The following is an 18,849-nucleotide window of genomic DNA, read 5'->3' as shown; positions in this document are numbered from 1 at the left end:
TTGAATTTCCAAGGGCGAGGTCGCGGGCCCTCCGACAATCCGGCGACCACAACGACATAACGACAACAACTTTAACTACAAAGATTTGGAGGAAACACATGACCCTTAATTCGCGACACCGGCTTCTGCTCTCGGCCATCGTCACGGCCGCGTCCGCCGTCCTCATCGCGGCCCCCGCGACGGCTCAAGTTCCTGCGTCCTGCGTCAAGGGCGTCGATCTTTCGACGCTTGGTCCCGCGTCAATCATCGGCCAGGGCCCGAATGGCGAAAAGGCGGCATCGCCGGACGTTCTGGCGCTGTCGGAGGCCGAGGCCGCGAAGATCAAGGCGGGGAATTTCAAGGTCGGCATTTCGATGCAGACTGTCAATCTCGACTGGGCGCAACTGCAGATCCAGGGCATCACCGACACCCTGAAGAAATACGGCGTCACCGTCACGGGCGTCGCCTCCGCCGAATACCAGGTGGACAAGCAGATCGCCGACATCGAGAACACCATCCAGCAGCGTCCCCACGGCATCATTTCGATTCCGGTCGACTTCACCGCGACGGCGCCAACCTACAAGAAGGTCTCGAAGGCGGGCATCAAGCTGGTGCTGATGGACAGCATCCCGACCGGCCTGAAGCACCCGGAGGAATATGCCGCCATGGTCTCCGCCGATAACCTGGGCAACGGCCAGATTGCCGCGCAGGTGCTGGCCTCCTGCGTCCCCCAGGGCGCCACCATCGGCCTGGTCAATTTCGGGGTCGACTATTTCAGCACCAATGAACGCACCAAGGGCGTCAGGGCCTGGATGGGAAAGAACCGGCCGGACATCAAGCTCAAGCAGGTGGACTTCACCGATCCGCCCAAGGTCTCGCAGATCGCAGGCGACTTCCTGACCGGCAATCCGGATATCAAGGGCCTGTACGCGGTCTGGGATCAGCCGGCGCTGGACACGCTGAGCTCGATGCGGGCGCAGGGGATCAACATCCCGATGACCACCGTCGACCTCGGCCTGCAGTCGGCGATCGAGATCGCCAAGGGCGGCCCGCTGAAGGCGACCGGATCGCAGCGCCCCTACGACCAGGGCGTTGCGGAAGCCATGGTGATGATGAACGCCCTGCTCGGCAAGCCCACGCCGGCCTGGATCGGCGTGCAGTCGTTGCCGGTGGTGCAGTCGAACGTGCTGGAATCCTACAAGACGGTGTTCAAGAAGGACCCGCCGGCCGAGCTGCTCGACGCCTGCAACAAGGCCAAACCCGCCTGCAACTGAAGCTCGCCGCGCAACGAAAGTCATGACGAATTCAAGTTCGATCAACGTGACCCGTCACCCTGAGGCGGTCATCCGCGGGATGGCCCTCGAAGGGCGACGGCCCGAACGGTGATTCCGGGGCCGTTCATCCTTCGAGGCGCGCAAGAGCGCGCACCTCAGGATGACGGAACATAATTCAGCTTCAACTTATCATACGCTAATACCTGGCCGGCGATGCGTGCGTTTCATGTGCGCATCGCCGATCCGGCGTGCCGCCATCCGCTACGTAGCCTTCGTCACGTAGTCGAACGACAGATGCTTGAACGGCTTGCGCTGCTCGGGAGAAGCAGAACCGCCGACAACGACGCGCGCGAAACCGTCGAGACCGGCGAAGAACGCCGGCTTGAGGCTGCCGAGCTTGCTGGAATCGACCACCAGGATGTTCTCCATCGCGGTGGCGATGACGGCGGTCTTGATCGCGACCTCATGAAAATTCGAACAACTGGCGCCGCGGACCGGATGGACGCCGCCGGCGGAGATGAAAGCCTTGTTGATCCCGAGTTTGCGCAAGTACGCGATGCCTTCTTCGGACGAAAACGACTGCGACGACGGATGATAAAGCCCGCCGATCAGCATCAGCTGCGTCGCCGGGCGCCGCGCGACAATGGTCGCGATATTCATCGAATAGCAGATCACGGACAGCGGCAGGTCTTCGGGCAGACAGTCCGCCAGCGACTGCATGGTCGTCCCGCAATCGATAAAAATAGTATCCCCTGCTTTGACGGAGGCGATGGCCGATCGCGACGCCAGCCGCTTGTCCCGCGCGTGCTGATCCATTTCCCGTTCCAGGGTGTATCGCTTGCCGGTCGGCTGCGGCGCGACATAGCCGCCCAGGCAGGACAACACGCCATTCGATGCCGCCAGATCGCGGCGCACCGTCATTTCCGAAACGTTGAGCAGTTCGGCGGCCTCCTTGAGATGCAGCGCGCCGCCCTTTTCAACGGCGCGTTGCAGCTTCTGCAGGCGCAGCGCGCGCATGTCGCTCGGGTTGGTCCCCTGGATGTCGGTCATGTCTCTGCGGAGGTCCACTGCACGGTCAATAACGGCTTTGCGCCAATGGGAATGGAGAGCGCAATACGATGTTAAAATAGTAACAGACGGCGCAGGGAATGGTAGTGCGGATCCGGACGGCTGCGGCTTCTCACAGCCCTATCCCGCCGTCGTCTCGCGCAGATGCTCGGTCGCACGGCGCAGGAGGCCGTGCAGCCAGTCCTGCGAGGCGTCGCCGCGGTGGCGTTCGTGCCACAACGCGCGAACCTCGAGACGCGCCGTCGCATAGGGCAGCTCGCAGATCGAAACCGGGTGGATGCGGGCGAACGCCGCGGCAAGCGGCCGCGGCGCGATGGCTGCGAGTGAGGAGTCCTCGAGCAGCGCCGGCAGCACCAGAAAATGCGGCAGCGAGACCGCGATGCGGGGAACGCGCTCCGCCGTCGCGAATGCCCGCTCGAACGCGGCGCGATCGTACATTTCCGAGCGACGCGCCAGGCCGCGCTCCGAGATGAAGCCGTCGACGGCGCCTTCCTGCTCGCCACCGAACGACACCACCACGATCGACATCTGCGACAGGATGTCGGTCGTGATCCGGTCGTGGCTTTGCGACGTGATCAGGACATCGTCATAGGCAAACAGCAGGTCGGACGCGAACCGCTGCGGTAAGGCCGAGAACGTCCCGAGCGCCGCATCGATGCGGCCGAGGTCGATCTGTTCGGCGAGGTCAATGCGCGTGACCGGCCGGATCACGATATCGACCAGCGGCGCTTCCGCCTTCAGGATCTGCAGCAGGCGGGGCGCCACGATCATGGTGGTGAAATCGTTGGCCGCGATGGTGAACGTCCGGGTTGACGTTGCCGGCACGAAGGTCGGCGACTCGATCGCGCTCTCCAGCGACTTGAGCGCGCTGCGAACCAGCGGCGCCATCGCCAGCGCCCGGGCCGTCGGCTGCATGCCCGAGGCCGTGCGCACGAACAGCTCATCCTCCAGCAGCTCGCGCAGACGGGCGAGCGAGTGGCTGACGGCCGACTGGCTCAGGAACACCTTCTGGCTTGCGCGCAGCACGCTGCGCTCCTCCATCACCGCATCGAAGACGCGGAGCAGGTTCAGGTCAAGGCTGGAAAACGACACGGGCATGCACAGAGATTACGCGAACACGCTGGATTATGCATGCGGTGGATAACCAACCGGGCAACCTGAACACCGCTCATTTTGACCCTGCCAGACTTTCACTTCCGCCGCCCCTCCGATCCTCCGAATATCCCGATGGCCGGCACGGGTGGGAGGATCAGCATAATGGCAGGGCATCGGATGATTGGCGCGGCGATCGGTTTCGCCCTTCTGCCGTGGATATCCGCCGGCGATCTTGCCGCGCAACCGGCTCCGCCGGCGCTGAAGATCGGCGTGCTGACCGACATGTCGTCGCTCTACGCAGACAACGGCGGCCAGGGCTCGGTGGTGGCGGCGCAAATGGCTGTCGATGATTTCGGCGGCACGGTGCTGGGGCGCCGGATCGAGGTCGTGGCCGGCGACCACCAGAACAAGGCCGATGTGGGCAGCGCGATCACCCGCCGCTGGATCGACAACGATCAGGTGGAAGCGATCCTGGACGTGCCCAATTCGGCGGTGGCGCTAGCGGTGCAGGGCATCACGCGGGAGAAGCAGAAGCTGTTCCTGGCCACAGGCGCCGCCACCTCGCGGCTGACCGGCGATGCCTGCTCGCCCACCGGCATCCACTGGACCTACGACACTTATGCGCTGGCCCAGGGCACGACGCGCGCGGTGTCGAAGCTTGGCGTGAAAAGCTGGTTTTTCCTGTCAGCGGACTATTCGCTCGGCACCCAGCTGGAGGCCGACAGTCGCAGCGTGATCGCGGCCGAGGGCGGCAAGGTTGTCGGCGCGGTGCGGGCGCCGATCAACACCGCGGACTTTTCCTCTTTCCTGCTGCAGGCCCAGGCCTCGGGGGCGGACGTGATCTCGTTCGCCAATGCCGGCGGCGACTTCATCAATTCGGTCAAGCAGGCCGGCGAGTTCGGTTTGTCCGGTGGCCGCCAGAAGCTGGTGGGGCTGCTGGTGTTCATTGCCGACATTCACAGTCTCGGCCTGAAGAGCGCACAGGGCCTGATCCTCAGCTCGGCGTTCTACTGGGACCTGAACGACGAGACGCGGGCGTGGTCGAAGCGCTTCATCGACCGCACCCAGAAGGTGCCCACCATGATCCATGCCGGCACCTACGGCGCCGTGATGCACTACCTCAAGGCGATCGCAAGCGCCGGCACGATCGACGGACCGGCAGTGGCGCGCAGGATGAAGGACACGCCCGTCAACGATTTCATGACCCGCAACGGCAGGATACGCGAGGACGGCCGGCTGGTCCGCGACATGTATCTGTTCAAGGTCAAATCGCCGGAGCAGTCCAGATACCGCTTCGACTATTACAGCACTCTCGCCACGATCCCCGGCGATGATGCCTTCAGAGCGATGGAGAACGGTGAATGCCCGCTGGTCAGCAAGAAATGACGCGCGCCGACGCGCCTGTGGTGACGCACGGCCCCGATTCGCACGCCGTCGACAGCGTGATCAGGCGTCGCTTCGCCAACCGCCGGTACGCGCGCCGTCCGGTGTCGCAGCAGATGATCACGGACATTCTCGAGGTCGCTCGATTCACCCCCAGCGGCGCGAACATCCAGCCATGGCGCGTCTATGTTCTCGCCGGTCCCGAAAAGGACAAAGTCTCGCAGGCGCTGCTGCGGGCGCATACCGACGAACGCGACCAGCACGCATCGGAGTATGCGTATTATTCGCCCGAGCTGCCGGAGCCTTATTTGAGCCGGCGCAACGAATTCGGCCGTATCTTCTATGGCTCACTCGGTATCGCGCAGTCCGATCTCGCGGCACGTGCCGGACAGACCGCGAAGAATTACGGCTTCTTCGGCGCCCCGGTCGGGCTGCTCCTGACCATCGACCGAAGGCTCGCAACCGGAAGCTGGCTCGATCTCGGCATGTTCATCCAGACCGTGATGATAGCCGCGGGCGCGCGCGGATTGCAGACCTGCCCACAGGAGACGTTCGCGAAGTATCACCGACCACTGCGGGAATTGCTGCCGATCTCCGCCGAGGAAATGGTGGTCTGCGGCATCTCGATGGGGTTTGCCGAAGAGGCCGATACCCGCGGCCTGATGCCGAAAGTGGCGGTCGGCGAGTTCACAACATTTGTCGGCTTCGCCGACGCGACTGAAGGAGACCCATCATGGGACACCGCGAAGACCTGATCCAGCGCAGCGTTCCGTTTCTCGCCGAGGTCAAGGACATGACGCCGAGCGCCGCGATGGAGAAATGGCTTAACACCACATACGGCGTGGACAGCGCGCTCTACCAGGACCTGGCGCGCTTGATCAAACAGGGTGTGCAGGAGGGATGGGCGGCCAATGTCGAGGTGGGCGGGCCGAACTACCGGCGCAGCCGCATCCAGGAGCCGTCCGCCGAGACATTCCACTTCAGCATCACCGCTGTCTACATGGACAGCAAGGATCCGCAGGCGTTCAGGGACGACCACGATGACGATGTGCTGCGCGGGGACTATCACGGCCATCCCTACGGCGAACTGAACCTGGTGGTTCCGCTCACTGAGGGCGCCGAACTCAAGGGCCTGCAGGGCTGGCAGGGCGCCGGATGGACGGCGCCCGATCCGGGCAGCCGCCATTTTCCCGAAGTGCGCGGCGGCGCGGTGATCGCGCTGTTCTATTTGCCGGCGGGCCGCATTTCCTATGACTTCAAGCCGCCGGCCTGAGTGGTTTACTGAACCTTGGCCGCCGTGCGCACCGTCGCCGTCGACACGAACTGCGTGGCTTCGAGCACGGCCAACCCCAGCGGGGTCGGCGCCCGAACCCTGCAGGGCACGAGTACACGCGTGCCGGCGATCGGCGCCAGCCAGACCTCCATATCGCGCTGGGTCGCGGCGTATTTGATGCCGGGACGATCGGGCACGTGTCCCGCGATCGGCGTGAAATAGACGGCGCAGACCACCGCAGGTCCCTGATAACCCTTGGTCTTGGCGGTCTCTAACCGCTTGAATTCGAAGCGCAGATCAAACCGCATCTGCCCGTTGAAGATCGCGCTGCCGGATGTGCAGGCCTCCCGGCTCACCAGATCGGCGGTGCCCGGCACCTGCAGCAACAGCGCCGTCATGGGATCGACGACACCGCGGCGATGCGCATCGGTCAACGCGATGCGATCGGGCACAGGCTCGGGCTCCGGTTCGATCGACGCTTCCATCACGTTGCCGCCGGCGAACTGAATGCGCGTGCTCGATTTTTTATCGGATGCGTATGTCGACACGAAGCTGACGGGGACGAGCTGACCGTTGACGACGCGTCCCTGGGCAACGCCGGTGCCCTTGCCGCCGGAAAACGCAATCCGCTCGAGCCGCCATCGGCGGACGCCGTGAACCGATCCTCGGCGATCTCGACGACCCAGGCGCCTCTGGCCACCGGAATCCCGGCCAGCCACGCCTGGTAGCGGGCCTCGAGCCGCCCTTGGGCGCGGGCTTCTCCGATTCCCGCCGGCAAGACCAGCCAGACCAGAACCAACCCGATCTGGACTGCCCCAAACTGGATCGCGCGCGACCACCTGCCACGCCGAAAATCTTCAAAAGCCGGCATCAATGGGCCCCCTGCTGCATCCCCAAAGCGCCAATGTGGGCGGACATGTCCGGCAACAATGCGGTCGCAACAAAACAAAATATTTCTGCCCACAAAGGTGGCACTCGCCCGCGGCTGACAAACAGCCGCACCCTTTTTAATTAAACACATGTAGACTTGACACTCCGCGATAAGTATACACATGAAGACTTATTGCGGAAACGGGTACACGGACACCATGATCAGATGGATAAAGAGAGCGCTGGTCGCGCTCGTGGCCGCCGTCGCCATCGGTTATCCGCTCGCCGGCTGGTCGAGCGAACAGCTCGACGACGCGGCGCGTGCGAACCTGCTGAGCAGCGGACAGGCGCGGCAGTTCGTGACACTGCCGATGGGGACCATGCACGTGCGGATCTCGGGACCCGTCAACGGCCCGCCGGTTCTGCTCATTCACGGCGGCATGGTCGGCGGCTACGGTTTCCAGAATTGGCAGAAGCCGCTGGCGGACGCCGGTTTCCGCATCATCGTGCCCGACCTCTTCGGTTACGGCTTCTCCGATCGGCCGGACACACCGTACACACGTCAGTTCTATGTCGACCAGCTGGCCCAGCTGCTTGACACGCTCGGGACCAGGACACCGGTCCATGTGGTCGGCGCGTCGATGGGCGGTGCGATCGCGACCGCCTTCACGGCGTCCTTTCCGGCGCGCGTTCGATCAGTGGCGCTGATGGCACCGGCGGGCGGCGGCCGCGTAGCGGTGGTGAACGGCGCGCTGCTCTGGCCCGTGATCGGCGATGTCGCCTTTCGGATGTTCGGCAGCTCCTATTCACGCGACGTGATCGCGAAAGCCTATGCCAACTCGCCCGCACGCGAGCCCATGATGGCGTGGATGGCCGCGCAGACCCGTTATCGCGGCTACGCCGAGGGGCTTCTCAACAACCTGCGCAATTATGATGCCGCCTGGCAGCCTGAGGACTATGCGGCGCTCGGCCGATCGGGTCTGCCCGTGCTCGCCGTGTGGGGCACCGCCGACACCGTCAACCCGTTCGACCAATCGCGCGTGCTGGCGCGCCATGTGCCGCAGATGAAAATCGTCCCCCTCGAGGGCAAGGGGCACGCCATCACCTATGGCGAAACCGATGCCGTGCTCGCCGCCGTCATTCCGTTTTTCCGGGCGGCGGGTCGGCCGGGATCATAAACGGCGCGGCGCTGGCGGTGCGCGCGCGCTGAACATTCAAGGAGACTGACCATGCCAGAGACAGTGCTGGTGACCGGTGGAACAGGCTTCGTTGCCGGCTGGTGCATCGTCGAACTGCTGCAGCGCGGTTATCGCGTCCGCACCACCGTGCGCAGTTCGGCCAAGCAGACCGCCGTGCGCCTTGCCGTCGCACAGGCTCATGAGTTCGACGACAAACTGAGCTTCGCGATTGCGGACCTGACCCGGGACGAGGGATGGGATGCCGCCATGGTTGGCATAGACTACGTGCTGCATGTCGCCTCCCCGCTCGGCAACAATACGCCACGGCAGGCCGAGACGCTGATCGCGCCGGCGCGCGAAGGCACACTGCGCGTGCTGCGTGCCGCCACCAGGGCCGGCGTCAAACGCGTGGTGATGACATCGGCCGCGGCGGCCGCGCGGCCCCCGCATCGCACTGATGATGTCAGCGATGAAGCCGTATGGACCGATCCCGCCGATCGGACCTTCGATGCCTACCGGCTGTCGAAGATTCTCGCCGAACGGGCCGCCTGGGATTTCATGGCCAGCCACGGCGGCACGACCGAATTCACCACCATCCTTCCCGGTGCGGTGTTCGGCCCGGTGCTGAGCAAGGACAATCTGGGCTCGGTACAGATCATCGACCGTTTGCTGCAGGGCCGCCCGCCCGGCCTGCCGCGGCTGGGGTTCTGGATCGTCGACGTCCGCGACCTGGCCGACCTGCACATCCGCGCCATGACCGCGCCGCCGGCCGCCGGTCAGCGTTTCCTCGCCGCCGGCGACTTCATGTGGATGCAGGATGTCGCGCAGACCCTGCGCAGCAAACTCGGCGCCAAGGCCGCGCAAGTGCCGACCCGGCGCATGCCGGATGTCGTCTTCAAGATGATGGCCCTGGTGATCCCGCAGTTGCGGATGTTCACGCCCGAGCTCGGCCGCAAGCTGAACCTCTCCACCGCCAAGGCACGCCAGCTGCTCGGCTTCGCGCCGCGTTCCGCCCAGGCAACGATCGTGGCTTGCGCGGAAAGCCTGTTGGTGAATTGAGCGGGTCGGCCGATCGCGAATTCAACCCTCGACCACGGCCTCGCCACCGCGCGCACCAGCAGCCGCTGGCGGCGGCTGGATCACCAGTGTGGCCACACCCGCCGTGCGATTGCGCACGGTGAAGATCTGGGTCTTCGGCTTGCGTCCGGGGCGCACGTCCGAGACGTCGAAGCCGGCGTCGGCCAGACGGGCTCGCGTCGCCTGCGCGTCCGCCACACGCCAGCTCAAGCCCATGAACCGGTCGGCGGGCAAAGCCGCCTGATCACTGAGCCGCTGCGCGATCTCGACAATCAGGTCGCCGCAGCGGAAGAACATCAGGTGGACGCCCCAATCGGGCCGGATCAGATCCAGCCGCATGTCGAGACCGAGGCGCGCGCCATAGAGCGCCGCCGCGCGCTCGGCATCCGCGGTCGAGATCACCAGATGATCGAGGCCGGTCACCGGCGCCGGATGTGACGGCTGCGACAGCGGCCGCTCGTCGGCACGCTGCAGGAAGAACAGTTTGACGCCGTGCGTAACCGCCTGGGCCGCGCGGGTGCGCCGCCAGTGCAGCGATGCGCCGTCGATCAAGTTATCGCTGTGGGCCTCGGCCACCGGCTCGGGCTGCAGCTGCAACTGGGTCAGGCGGCGGAACATGCGATCCGCGTCGGACACGCGAAAGCAGCTGCTGGCGAGCCCTTCGCCCTGCTGGTCAAGCGATGCGCGCACGCGATCGCCGACCGGGCCGTCGCCCGCGGGCGCCATCAGTTCGAGCGAGGTGTTGGCCAGCGTGAAGATCGCCGTCTCCGCACCGTCGCTGCGCGCACGCCAGGCCACGCCATGGCCGAGCAGCGTTTCATAGTCGCTGATGGCGCGGGCGATGTCCGATGTCAGCAGCGTGATGTGATCGAGGCCCGTGATCGGCGTCGACATGTCTGGCCTCGATGCGTTGCGCGTTAAGCAGTCCGTCCCGATGAACATCCTTTCGCGAGATACGGGACTGCGTCAAGCAAAGCGGCCGGCATGGGTGGCATACCGGCCGCTATTTGCTTCTGGTGCCGTCAGCGGATCGCCACCGGATTGATGATGCCCTGCACGGCGCCGGTGACCTTTGGCGTGCCCAGCGCAAACAGGAATTCATAGGCCTTGTCCGCCGCCAGCGGACCGGTGTTCATGTTTTCAAGGATATAGGTGCCCGACCTCGGCAGCAGGATCTGGTGCACCTCGAACACGTTCTGGGATTCGAACGGAACCACCTCGAGCCCCCAGGTGTCGGCGCCGACCGCTACCACACCCTTGCCGACCAGATACTTCGCGCCCTCGACCCCGAGACCCGGCTCGCCGGTGTTGTAGCGCTTGTCATCCTTGCCGATCAGGCTGATCCAGCCGGTGTGAAACAACACCACGTCGCCCTGGCGGATCTCGATGCCCTGCTTCTTCGCCGCACCTTCGATTTCCGCGACATTGAACGCGGTGCCTTCCTTGACGATGTCCGTATTGAGATATCCCGCCATGTCCAGCAGCACGCCGCGGGTGACGATCGGCGGGACCTTCTCGATGCCGAGCTTTTTCAAGCCGTCGGCGGCGGCGAAGTCAGTCGACTTGTTGCCGTTGTAGTAGGTCCAGTCGACACCGATATGGCCGAGCCCGTCGATCTGGCTGCCGACGCCGACCCAACCTTCGATGATATCGTCATTGTAAGTGGTCTTGCTCGGCCCGAGGCCAGAGCCACCGGACTGCCCCGGCTGCAGTACCAACACCTTGAAGCTGCGGGGCGGAAACGCCGGGGTCTTGGAATTGGTCTCGATGCCGAGACCATACACCTTGCCGGTCTTGATCAGGCCGGCCGCTTTCACCACGATCTCTGGCGAGAGATAGTTGGCAGCTCCGATCTCATCGTTCGGACCCCATTTCGATTTGGTCCAGTCCTGCGCACCGGCAGGCGCAACGGTGACGAGCACAGCGGCAGACAGACTGACGACGAATGTCCTGAACATCGCATCTTCCTCCCTTGTGAACTTTAGGCATTGGCCTCGGACCGGGACGGCGGGCAGGCGATGTTATGTTGCGATCGTGTCGGCCGCATCACGTTGTTGCTGTCACAATCGGCCCGCGCGGTGTGACAGAGCGCCGCCTGTGCGATGCCGCGGGATTGTGCAAGGCCACCCTGCGATCTGCTCAGGGCCCCATGCACGCAACGTCCGGGTCACTGAGCCAGTGACGGGTGTAGACGCCCCGCCCGCGTTGGTTCAGAAAGTCAATTCGAAGCCACCAAACCCGGTGACCACAATCGGGTCGATAAAATTTTGAAGAGTTTCGGAGAAACGCATGCTGATTCCCCTCGCCGACGTGCCGCGCTGGTATGCCGAACGCAAGCCCGGCGACACCATCGCGGTCCGCCATGGCGCACAGGGCCTGACATGGGAGCAGCTTGAACGCGGCGCCAACCGGCGGGCGCATGCCTTCGCCGCCCGCGGTGTCAAGGCCGGGGATTTCGTTGCCATCGGCCTGCCCAACAGCAATGCGTTCTATGAGACGAGTTTTGCGATCTGGAAACTGGGCGCGACGCCGACGTCGCTGTCGCACCGGCTGCCGCGCGGCGAGGCCGCGGCCATTCTGGACATCCTCAAACCCGCGCTGGTGGTCGGCGGCGAGCCGGACTGGAACGCGCCAAATTCCGTCCCGCAGGATTTTGTCCCCGAAGGCGCCTCGGACGAGCCGCTGGATCGTCCGGTGGCGCGCTACTGGAAGGCGATGACCAGCGGCGGCTCGACCGGCCGCCCCAAGGTGATCCTCGATCACCAGCCGGCGGTGACCGACACCGCGGTGGCGCCGCCGCTGCAGATGCAGATCGGCGCCGCGCTGCTCAATCCGGGGCCGCTGTATCACAACGCGCCGTTCATCGTGTCGCACTTCGCCCTGTTCGCGGGGGGCAGCGTTACCGGCATGACCAAATTCGACGCCGAGGAGGCGCTGCGCCTGATCGATCGCCACAGGCTCGAATGGATCAACTTCGTGCCGACCATGATGCACCGGATCTGGTCGCTGCCGGAGGACGTGCGAAATCGTTATGACGTCTCCAGCCTGAAGACCGTGTTCCACATGGCCGCACCGATGCCGGCATGGCTGAAGGAAAAATGGATCGAGTGGCTGGGCCCGGAAAAAATCTTCGAGCTCTATGGCGGCACCGAGCGCCAGGGCCGCACGGTGATCTCCGGCACGGAATGGCTCGCCCACAAGGGTTCGGTCGGCAAAGCCGACCCCACAGCTTGCGGATTGCGCATCATCGGCGAGGACGGCAACGACGTGCCGCAGGGCGAGACCGGCGAGGTGTATTTCATGCCGGCCGACGGCGTCGGCACCAGCTATCACTATCTCGGTGCCGCGCCAAAGCGCCGCACTGACGGTTGGGAATCGATCGGCGACGTCGGGCAGCTGGACGCGGACGGCTATCTTTATCTCGGCGATCGGTTGACCGACATGATCCTGCGCGGCGGCGCCAACATTTACCCCGCGGAAGTGGAAGCCGCGGTGGTGGCGCACCCGGATGTGCATTCGAGCATTGTGGTGGGATTGCCCGATCCCGAACTCGGCAACCGCATCCACGCCATCATCGAGATCAATCCGGGCGTCGATGCGCAGGCCGTGGTCGACAGCATGCCGGCGCTGCTCGCGGACCTGCTCAGCCGCAACAAGCACCCGGAAAGCTACGAGGTCTCGACGGTCACCTTGCGCGACGATTCCGGCAAGACTCGCCGCACCCTGTTGCGCGACGAACGGCTGGCCTGGCTGAAGGCGGGACAGGAATTCCGCCTGCGCGCCAAGAGCGGGGTCAAATCGTCCGATTGAGGGTCAAGTGACCTGCCGTGTGATGTCGGGGATGCTGCAATGCATTCTGTCCGCCTCGACACCATGCCGGCGGTGCGGATAGTCTCTGTATCATGAGCGATCACGATCATCATCACGACCATTCGGACTTGTCGGAGACTGAGCTGCGGGTGCATGCGCTGGAAACCGTGCTCACCGAAAAAGGCTATGTCGATCCGGCCGCGCTCGATCTCTTGATCGAGACCTACGAGACCAAGGTCGGCCCGCGCAACGGCGCGCAAGTGGTGGCGCGGGCCTGGACCGATCCGGATTATCGGGCCCGGCTGCTGGCCGACGGCACCACGGCGATCACCGAGTTCGGCTTCAGCGGCCGCCAGAGCGAACATCTGGTGGTGGTCGAGAACACGCCGGGCGTTCACAACATGGTCGTGTGCACGCTGTGCTCCTGTTATCCATGGGCGGTGCTGGGACTGCCGCCGGTCTGGTACAAGTCGGCGCCCTATCGCTCGCGCGCCGTGATCGACCCGCGCGGCGTGCTCGGCGAATTCGGCGTGACACTCGCCGACAACATCAACATCCGGGTCTGGGATTCCACCTCCGAGATCCGTTACCTGGTGTTGCCGCAGCGGCCCGCCGGCACCGACGGCTGGAGCGAAGAGCAACTCGCCGAACTCGTCACCCGCGACAGCATGATCGGCACCGGATTGCCGAAACAACCGGGCGAGGTTGCCTGATGGACGGCGCGCAGGACATGGGTGGCCTGAACTACGGTGCGGTCGAACCCGAGCCGAACGAGCCGGTGTTCCATGCAGAGTGGGAACGCCGTGCCTTCGCGCTGACCGTGGCGATGGCCAAGCCCGGCGGCTGGAACATCGACATGTCGCGTTTCGCGCGTGAAGATCGCCCGCACGCGGACTATCTCAGCAAGAGTTATTACCAGATCTGGCTCGCGGGCCTGGAGCGCCTGATGCTGGAGCGCGATCTCGTTACGACAGACGAGATCGAGGCCGGACACGCATTGCAGCCGCCGAAACCTGGAGCCGCCGCCCTGACGCGCGAGACGGTGCTGCCGACGCTTCGCCGCGGCAGCCCAACCCTGCGCGTTGCAGCGACGCCGGCGCTGTTCAAGGTGGGCGACCGGGTCCGGGCGAAGCAGATGAACCCACCGACACATACGCGCCTGCCGCACTATGTTCGCGGCCACGTCGGCGTGATCGATCTGGTGCACGGCAGCCACATCTTTCCCGACACCCATGCGATGGGGGCGGGCGAGCAGCCGCAATGGCTCTACACGGTGCGTTTCGACGGCCGTGAGCTGTGGGGCGACAAGGCCGATCCGACCTCCTCGGTCTCGGTCGATGCCTGGGAATCCTATCTGGACCCGATCCCGGATCACGCGTGATGGCGATCGACAGCCAGGCGGCGGCGCGGGCGACGGCAGCCGTGCCCGGCATTCCCCGGGATGCCGAAGGCCCGGTGTTCCGCGAGCCATGGGAAGCCCAGGCCTTCGCCATGGCGGTGACCCTGCATGAGCGCGGCGTGTTCAGCTGGAATGAGTGGGCGGCGGCGCTGGCGGACGAAATCAAAACGGCGCAAGCCGATGGCGATCCGGATCTCGGCGACACTTATTACCGCCACTGGCTGGCGACGCTGGAAAAGCTGGTGGTGGAGAAACAGGTGACCACGACGGACACCCTGCACCGCACCCGCGACGCCTGGGACCACGCGGCGGATCGCACGCCGCATGGAGCACCGATCGTGCTGCGGCCGGAGGATTTTGAGGGGTAAACGTAGCCGTCAAGCACGTCACTTCGTGTGAGCCGATGCTTCTCATCCCCACCTCCGTCATACGCGGGCTTGACCCGCGTATCCAGCTTTCTCCAACGCCGCGAAGAAAGCTGGATTGCCGGATCAAGTCCGGCAATGACGCCTCATGAGTTGATAGGCCTCGCGACACTCCTAAGTCGAGACCCTCACGCCGCGGTCGCCCCCGCGCGCTTGCGGTCCTCTTCCTCGTAGAGCTCTTTTTTCGACAGCTTGCCCACCGGGGTCTTCGGCAGTTCAGCGCGGATGTCCAGCGCTGACACCATCTCGTGCTTGCCGAGCTTGTCCGCGAGAAAGGCCTTCAGCTCATCGAGGCTGAAAGCCGCCGCGCCCTGCTTGAGCTTGACGAAAGCCTTCGGCGATTGTCCGCGATAGGCGTCGTGGATGCCGATCACGCTGACTTCCTCGACGGAGGGATGGGTGTAGATCGCCTCTTCGATGTTGCGCGGATAGACGTTGAAGCCGGCGCACAGGATCATGTCCTTGGTGCGGTCGACGATATAGATGTAGCCGTCCGTGTCCATGTAACCGACGTCGCCGGTGCGCATGAAGCCGTCTTCGGTCATGATCGCAGCGGTTGCATCCGGCTTCTTCCAGTAGCCCTTCATGATGTTGGGGCCGCTGACACAGAGTTCGCCGCGCTCGCCTTGGGCGACGTAAGTCTTGCCGTCCTCGACACTGAGAAACTTGAAGGTGATGCCGGGGCTCGGCACGCCGCAGGAGCCGGCCTTCTGCGCGCCCGGCACCGGTGTGAAGGTGCCGGTGGGCGACGTCTCGGTCATGCCCCAGCCTTCGGCCAGCCGGCAGCCGGTCAGGGTCTGGAACGCCTGCTGCACCTCCAGCGGCAGCGGCGCGCCGCCGGAATTGCACCAGCGCAGCGAGCTGAGATCCGCCGTCTTCGCGTCGGGATGATTCAGGATGGCGACGAACATGGTGGGCACGCCGGGAAACGACGTGATCTTCTTCTCGGAGATGTCCTTGATGGCGGCGGCCGCGTCGAAGCGGGTGTGCAACACGAGCTCGGCACCCAGGCGCACGCCGAGCAGCATGTTCACGGTCAGCGCATAGATGTGGAACGGCGGCAGCACCGCAAGCACGCGCTCCTGCCCCTGCTGCAGCACCGGCGGATCGGTCCGCGTGGTCTCGGCGCACTGGCTGGTGGCGGCGGTGAGATTGCCGTGGGTCAGCATCGCGCCCTTGGGCAGGCCGGTGGTGCCGCCGGTGTATTGCAGCACGGCGATGGCCTCGGTCACATCCGCGATCGGATGACGCTGGTACGCTCCGTCATTGTCGAGCAGGCTCTGGAAGCTGCGATGGCGGGCGTTGACAGCAACTTCGGCCAGTTGCTTGCCGGCGGCAAGTTGCGCCCGCACCGCGTCCGGCTTCGCCGACATCTCGCTGAGATCGCCGACCACCAGGGTCTTCAGCCGCGTGGTGTCCAGCAGCCGCGCCATCTGCGGGTACAGCAGCGCCAGATCGAGGGTGATCATGATGTCGGTCTGGCTGTCCTCGACCTTGTGCTCCAGCACTTTCTCCGCATCGAGCGGCGAATAGTTGACCAGGGTGCCGCCAGCCTTCAGCACACCGAAAAAGCTGATCAGATAATGCGGCGTGTTGGGAAGATAGAGCCCGACATGAACGCCGGGACCGACGCCCAGCGCCTGAAACCCTTTGGCCGCGCGGCTGGCGAGATCATCGAGTTCGCGGAAGGACATCCGCCGGCCCATGAAATCGACGGCGGCTCCGCCCGGCCATTGTGCGGCTGCGTCTTCCAGGATCTGCTGCACCGGCATTACCGGGATCTCGGCATCCCAGCGGACGCCCGGCGGATAGGATTTGATCCACGGATGCGCGGTCATCGGCGTTTCCTTCTTCCCTTTGGCAAGACCATTTTGGTCCTTGATTGTTCGAGCGAAGCTATCGGCCCCCCGGCATGGATGGCAAGGGGGTGATGCGTTGTCAGATTGTGCGGTGCGCGCACCCTACGGATTACGGACGGCCAGCGCGCACCTCCCAGCGGACGCGGGCCTGCGTGTCGTCCGGCGTTGCCGTCACCGTCATGTGCCGCCCGTAGGCGGCCAGCATGCCCTGCATCAGGCCGGAAAGCGCGCGGCGGCCGGCGGGATGGAAATCGTTGAGGTCGCGCACCAGCTTCCATTGCACCTGGTCGAGCGCACGATCGGAGATATCAGCCACCTCGTCACCCGCGGCAAGAAAGAAGGCCCGCATCATGTCGGTAAAACCCGCGGCGCCGCGGCCGGGCTCGACGCCCATCGCCGCCGTGATCTGGGGGCCATATTGCATGCCGATCAGCCGTCCCGTGAGCTCGAGCAGATGGCCGCCTTCGTCGGGGCCGAACAGATTGACCATGATCGGCAGTGATGTGCGGACATATTCCATGGCGTAGTCGCGATAGGCGCGCGCCAACCGCTCCGCGGGCCAGGTGTCGGCGGGAAGCGCCGGCGCCTGCGCCGGGTCGAAATCCGGCGCCTCCAGATGGCGCGCGAACACCAGCCGTTGGTCCAGCGCGATGTCGTGGTCGTACTCGCAGTAATACCCCTCGAGGCCGTCCTGACCGTCCACCGTCTGCTTGGTGCAGACAAAACCCATCCGTGGATTGCCGAGCGAGACGCCATTGTGCGCATGCCAGCCGCGCAGCATGGCGCTGGAGACCTCGGAGGGAATCGCGCAGATCGCGGTGCCGCTCCAGATCCAGCGCGGCGGCGGATAACGGATCCAGGCCTTGCGATCGGTCTCGCGCATGTACTCGACATTGACGCCGCCGATCCAGTTCGAAAGGTAGTGATACTGCGCGGCAGCGACCGCCGGCGGCAATCCAGTGAGGCCGAGCTTGGCGAGGCCCGGCAGGAAGCGTTCATGATGCTGGCGCCGGAACACCCGAAACACGAACTCGGCGGCATCCGCCGCACTGCGGCGGGTGACAACGCTGATGATCAGCCCGGTGAAGTAGGCGTGATGCAGGTCGGCAACCGCCCTCCATTGCACAGTCCCGATGCGGCCGTCCGTCATGTCGCCTCCCGTTTCTCTTTGTTTTGCTATCGCAACGATAGAGGAGAACGAGCCGCGACCTCAAGCCGGCAACTCAGCGCACCAGCAATGTCACCGCAAGCGGGACCAGGAGCGACGTCACCAATGCGTTGAGGCTCATGGCGATGCCGGCGAACACGCCGGCGACTTCATTCACCTGGAAGGCCCGCGCGGTGCCGATGCCGTGGGACGCGAGGCCGGCGGCAAAACCGCGGGCGCGGAAATCCGTGATGCCCATCCGGTTCATCATCGGCGTCACCACGATGGCGCCCATGATGCCGGTGAGAATCACGGCGACCGCGGTGAGCGCCGGATCGGCGCCGAGGGTTTCGCTGATACCCATGGCGACGCCGGCGGTGACGGACTTCGGCGCCAAGGCCAGCACGATCTCGCGCGGCAACCCGAAGGCGTGTGCCAGCAGCACGACGGAGGCGATGGCGGTGATGCTGCCGGCCACCAGCGCAACCAGCATCGGCACCAGCGCGCGAAACACGATCCGGCGGTTCTCATAGAGCGGCACCGCCAGCGCCACCGTCAGCCATAGCAGCGGCGTCTGCGACAGGTACACCCAGAGCGAAAATGGATTCGTGCTCATGGTTCTTCCCGCAGCGACGCCAGCCAGCGCCCGACGACCAGAAAGGTGCCGACCGTCACCAGCATGGTGAGCACGACTGAGATCGCGAGCACCGTAATGATGGCGATGCCGTGGGTTGTGATCAGATCGAGTTTCTGCACCACGCCGACACCGGCCGGCACGAACAGCAACGACAGATGCGCCAGCAGGCCTTTTGAGGTGCCTTCCACTGCGCCGCCGGTGAGCGGACCGCGGGCCAGCACGGGAAGGCGATCGCGCGCCAGCAGCAGGAGCAGCAGCAACACAAAGCCGAGCACCGGGCCGGGCACCGGCACGCCGGCCGCGCGCACGCAGATTTCACCCACGAGCTGGCAGATCAGGATCAGACTGAGACTTGCGATCACGGGAGCATCCTGC

General features: G+C 64.9%; 19 protein-coding genes. 10 read left to right on the top strand and 9 right to left on the bottom strand.

The genetic code is table 11. The annotated features are described in order from the left end of the window. Positions 1-98: 98 nt before the first annotated feature. Complete coding sequence (locus RS897_RS16140) at positions 99-1,253, top strand: substrate-binding domain-containing protein (protein ID WP_315837519.1); 1,155 nt, start codon at positions 99-101, stop codon at positions 1,251-1,253. Positions 1,254-1,514: 261 nt separating this feature from the next. Here RS897_RS16140 and RS897_RS16135 read toward each other — a convergent pair whose 3' ends face one another. After that, positions 1,515-2,303, bottom strand: a complete 789-nt coding sequence (locus RS897_RS16135; protein ID WP_315837518.1) for a DeoR/GlpR family DNA-binding transcription regulator — start codon at positions 2,301-2,303, stop codon at positions 1,515-1,517. A gap of 138 nt (positions 2,304-2,441) precedes the next feature. Beyond that, entirely contained in the window at positions 2,442-3,419 is a 978-nt protein-coding gene (locus RS897_RS16130) for a LysR family transcriptional regulator (protein WP_315837517.1), read from the bottom strand. A 159-nt stretch (positions 3,420-3,578) separates the two neighbouring features. On the opposite strand from RS897_RS16130, the gene RS897_RS16125 reads away from it, so the two are divergent. From RS897_RS16125 to RS897_RS16115, 3 genes are read left to right on the top strand one after another with little or no spacing between them, the layout of a single operon-like run. Further along, the gene (locus RS897_RS16125) at positions 3,579-4,802 is read left to right on the top strand and encodes an ABC transporter substrate-binding protein (RefSeq protein ID WP_315837516.1); all 1,224 of its coding nucleotides are present in this window, start codon (positions 3,579-3,581) and stop codon (positions 4,800-4,802) included. Continuing rightward, positions 4,778-5,554: a nitroreductase gene (locus RS897_RS16120; RefSeq protein WP_315837515.1), complete on the top strand. Its 777-nt coding sequence runs from the start codon at positions 4,778-4,780 to the stop codon at positions 5,552-5,554. Before RS897_RS16125 ends, RS897_RS16120 begins: the two co-directional genes overlap by 25 nt. Beyond that, positions 5,533-6,072 carry a 4-hydroxylaminobenzoate lyase gene (locus tag RS897_RS16115; protein ID WP_315837514.1) on the top strand — a complete coding sequence of 180 codons (540 nt, stop codon included), beginning with the start codon at positions 5,533-5,535 and terminating at the stop codon, positions 6,070-6,072. Before RS897_RS16120 ends, RS897_RS16115 begins: the two co-directional genes overlap by 22 nt. Positions 6,073-6,077: 5 nt before the next feature. Here the strand turns inward: RS897_RS16115 and RS897_RS16110 are convergent, their stop codons facing one another. Continuing rightward, positions 6,078-6,791: a DUF3108 domain-containing protein gene (locus tag RS897_RS16110; protein WP_315837513.1), complete on the bottom strand. Its 714-nt coding sequence runs from the start codon at positions 6,789-6,791 to the stop codon at positions 6,078-6,080. Between the two features lie 369 nt (positions 6,792-7,160). Between RS897_RS16110 and RS897_RS16105 the strand changes: the two genes are divergently transcribed. Then, positions 7,161-8,120: an alpha/beta fold hydrolase gene (locus RS897_RS16105; protein WP_315837512.1), complete on the top strand. Its 960-nt coding sequence runs from the start codon at positions 7,161-7,163 to the stop codon at positions 8,118-8,120. Between the two features lie 51 nt (positions 8,121-8,171). Then, positions 8,172-9,179 carry an SDR family oxidoreductase gene (locus RS897_RS16100; RefSeq protein WP_315837511.1) on the top strand — a complete coding sequence of 336 codons (1,008 nt, stop codon included), beginning with the start codon at positions 8,172-8,174 and terminating at the stop codon, positions 9,177-9,179. A 21-nt stretch (positions 9,180-9,200) separates the two neighbouring features. On the opposite strand, the gene RS897_RS16095 is transcribed toward RS897_RS16100, so the two are convergent. Further along, entirely contained in the window at positions 9,201-10,091 is an 891-nt protein-coding gene (locus RS897_RS16095) for a VOC family protein (protein WP_315837510.1), read from the bottom strand. A gap of 128 nt (positions 10,092-10,219) precedes the next feature. After that, entirely contained in the window at positions 10,220-11,155 is a 936-nt protein-coding gene (locus RS897_RS16090; RefSeq protein ID WP_315837509.1) for a cyclase family protein, read from the bottom strand. Between the two features lie 331 nt (positions 11,156-11,486). Here RS897_RS16090 and RS897_RS16085 point away from each other — a divergent pair, with 331 nt between their 5' ends. From RS897_RS16085 to RS897_RS16070, 4 genes are all read left to right on the top strand, one after another. Beyond that, entirely contained in the window at positions 11,487-13,007 is a 1,521-nt protein-coding gene (locus RS897_RS16085) for an AMP-binding protein (protein ID WP_315837508.1), read from the top strand. Positions 13,008-13,099: 92 nt separating this feature from the next. Continuing rightward, complete coding sequence (nthA, locus tag RS897_RS16080; RefSeq protein ID WP_315837507.1) at positions 13,100-13,720, top strand: nitrile hydratase subunit alpha; 621 nt, start codon at positions 13,100-13,102, stop codon at positions 13,718-13,720. Next, positions 13,720-14,388 carry a nitrile hydratase subunit beta gene (nthB, locus tag RS897_RS16075; protein ID WP_315837506.1) on the top strand — a complete coding sequence of 223 codons (669 nt, stop codon included), beginning with the start codon at positions 13,720-13,722 and terminating at the stop codon, positions 14,386-14,388. The genes nthA and nthB overlap by 1 nt, the downstream gene beginning before the upstream one ends. A 5-nt stretch (positions 14,389-14,393) precedes the next feature. Next, positions 14,394-14,774, top strand: a complete 381-nt coding sequence (locus RS897_RS16070; protein WP_315838658.1) for a nitrile hydratase accessory protein — start codon at positions 14,394-14,396, stop codon at positions 14,772-14,774. A gap of 185 nt (positions 14,775-14,959) precedes the next feature. Here the strand turns inward: RS897_RS16070 and RS897_RS16065 are convergent, their stop codons facing one another. From RS897_RS16065 to RS897_RS16050, 4 genes are all read right to left on the bottom strand, one after another. Then, the gene (locus RS897_RS16065) at positions 14,960-16,669 is read right to left on the bottom strand and encodes a long-chain-fatty-acid--CoA ligase (RefSeq protein ID WP_315837505.1); all 1,710 of its coding nucleotides are present in this window, start codon (positions 16,667-16,669) and stop codon (positions 14,960-14,962) included. A gap of 130 nt (positions 16,670-16,799) precedes the next feature. Further along, on the bottom strand, positions 16,800-17,840 hold the full coding sequence (locus RS897_RS16060; RefSeq protein WP_315837504.1) for a hypothetical protein: 1,041 nt from the start codon (positions 17,838-17,840) through the stop codon (positions 16,800-16,802). 73 nt (positions 17,841-17,913) lie between these two features. Next, positions 17,914-18,453: an LrgB family protein gene (locus RS897_RS16055; protein WP_315837503.1), complete on the bottom strand. Its 540-nt coding sequence runs from the start codon at positions 18,451-18,453 to the stop codon at positions 17,914-17,916. Beyond that, positions 18,450-18,836 (bottom strand): CidA/LrgA family protein, encoded by a 387-nt coding sequence (locus tag RS897_RS16050; RefSeq protein ID WP_315837502.1) that lies wholly within the window; start codon positions 18,834-18,836, stop codon positions 18,450-18,452. Before RS897_RS16050 ends, RS897_RS16055 begins: the two co-directional genes overlap by 4 nt. Positions 18,837-18,849 lie beyond the last annotated feature (13 nt).

It is taken from the genome of Bradyrhizobium prioriisuperbiae (assembly GCF_032397745.1).
In the GTDB taxonomy this organism is placed as follows: domain Bacteria; phylum Pseudomonadota; class Alphaproteobacteria; order Rhizobiales; family Xanthobacteraceae; genus Bradyrhizobium_A; species Bradyrhizobium_A prioriisuperbiae.
This window is presented reverse-complemented; position numbering and strand designations above follow the sequence as displayed.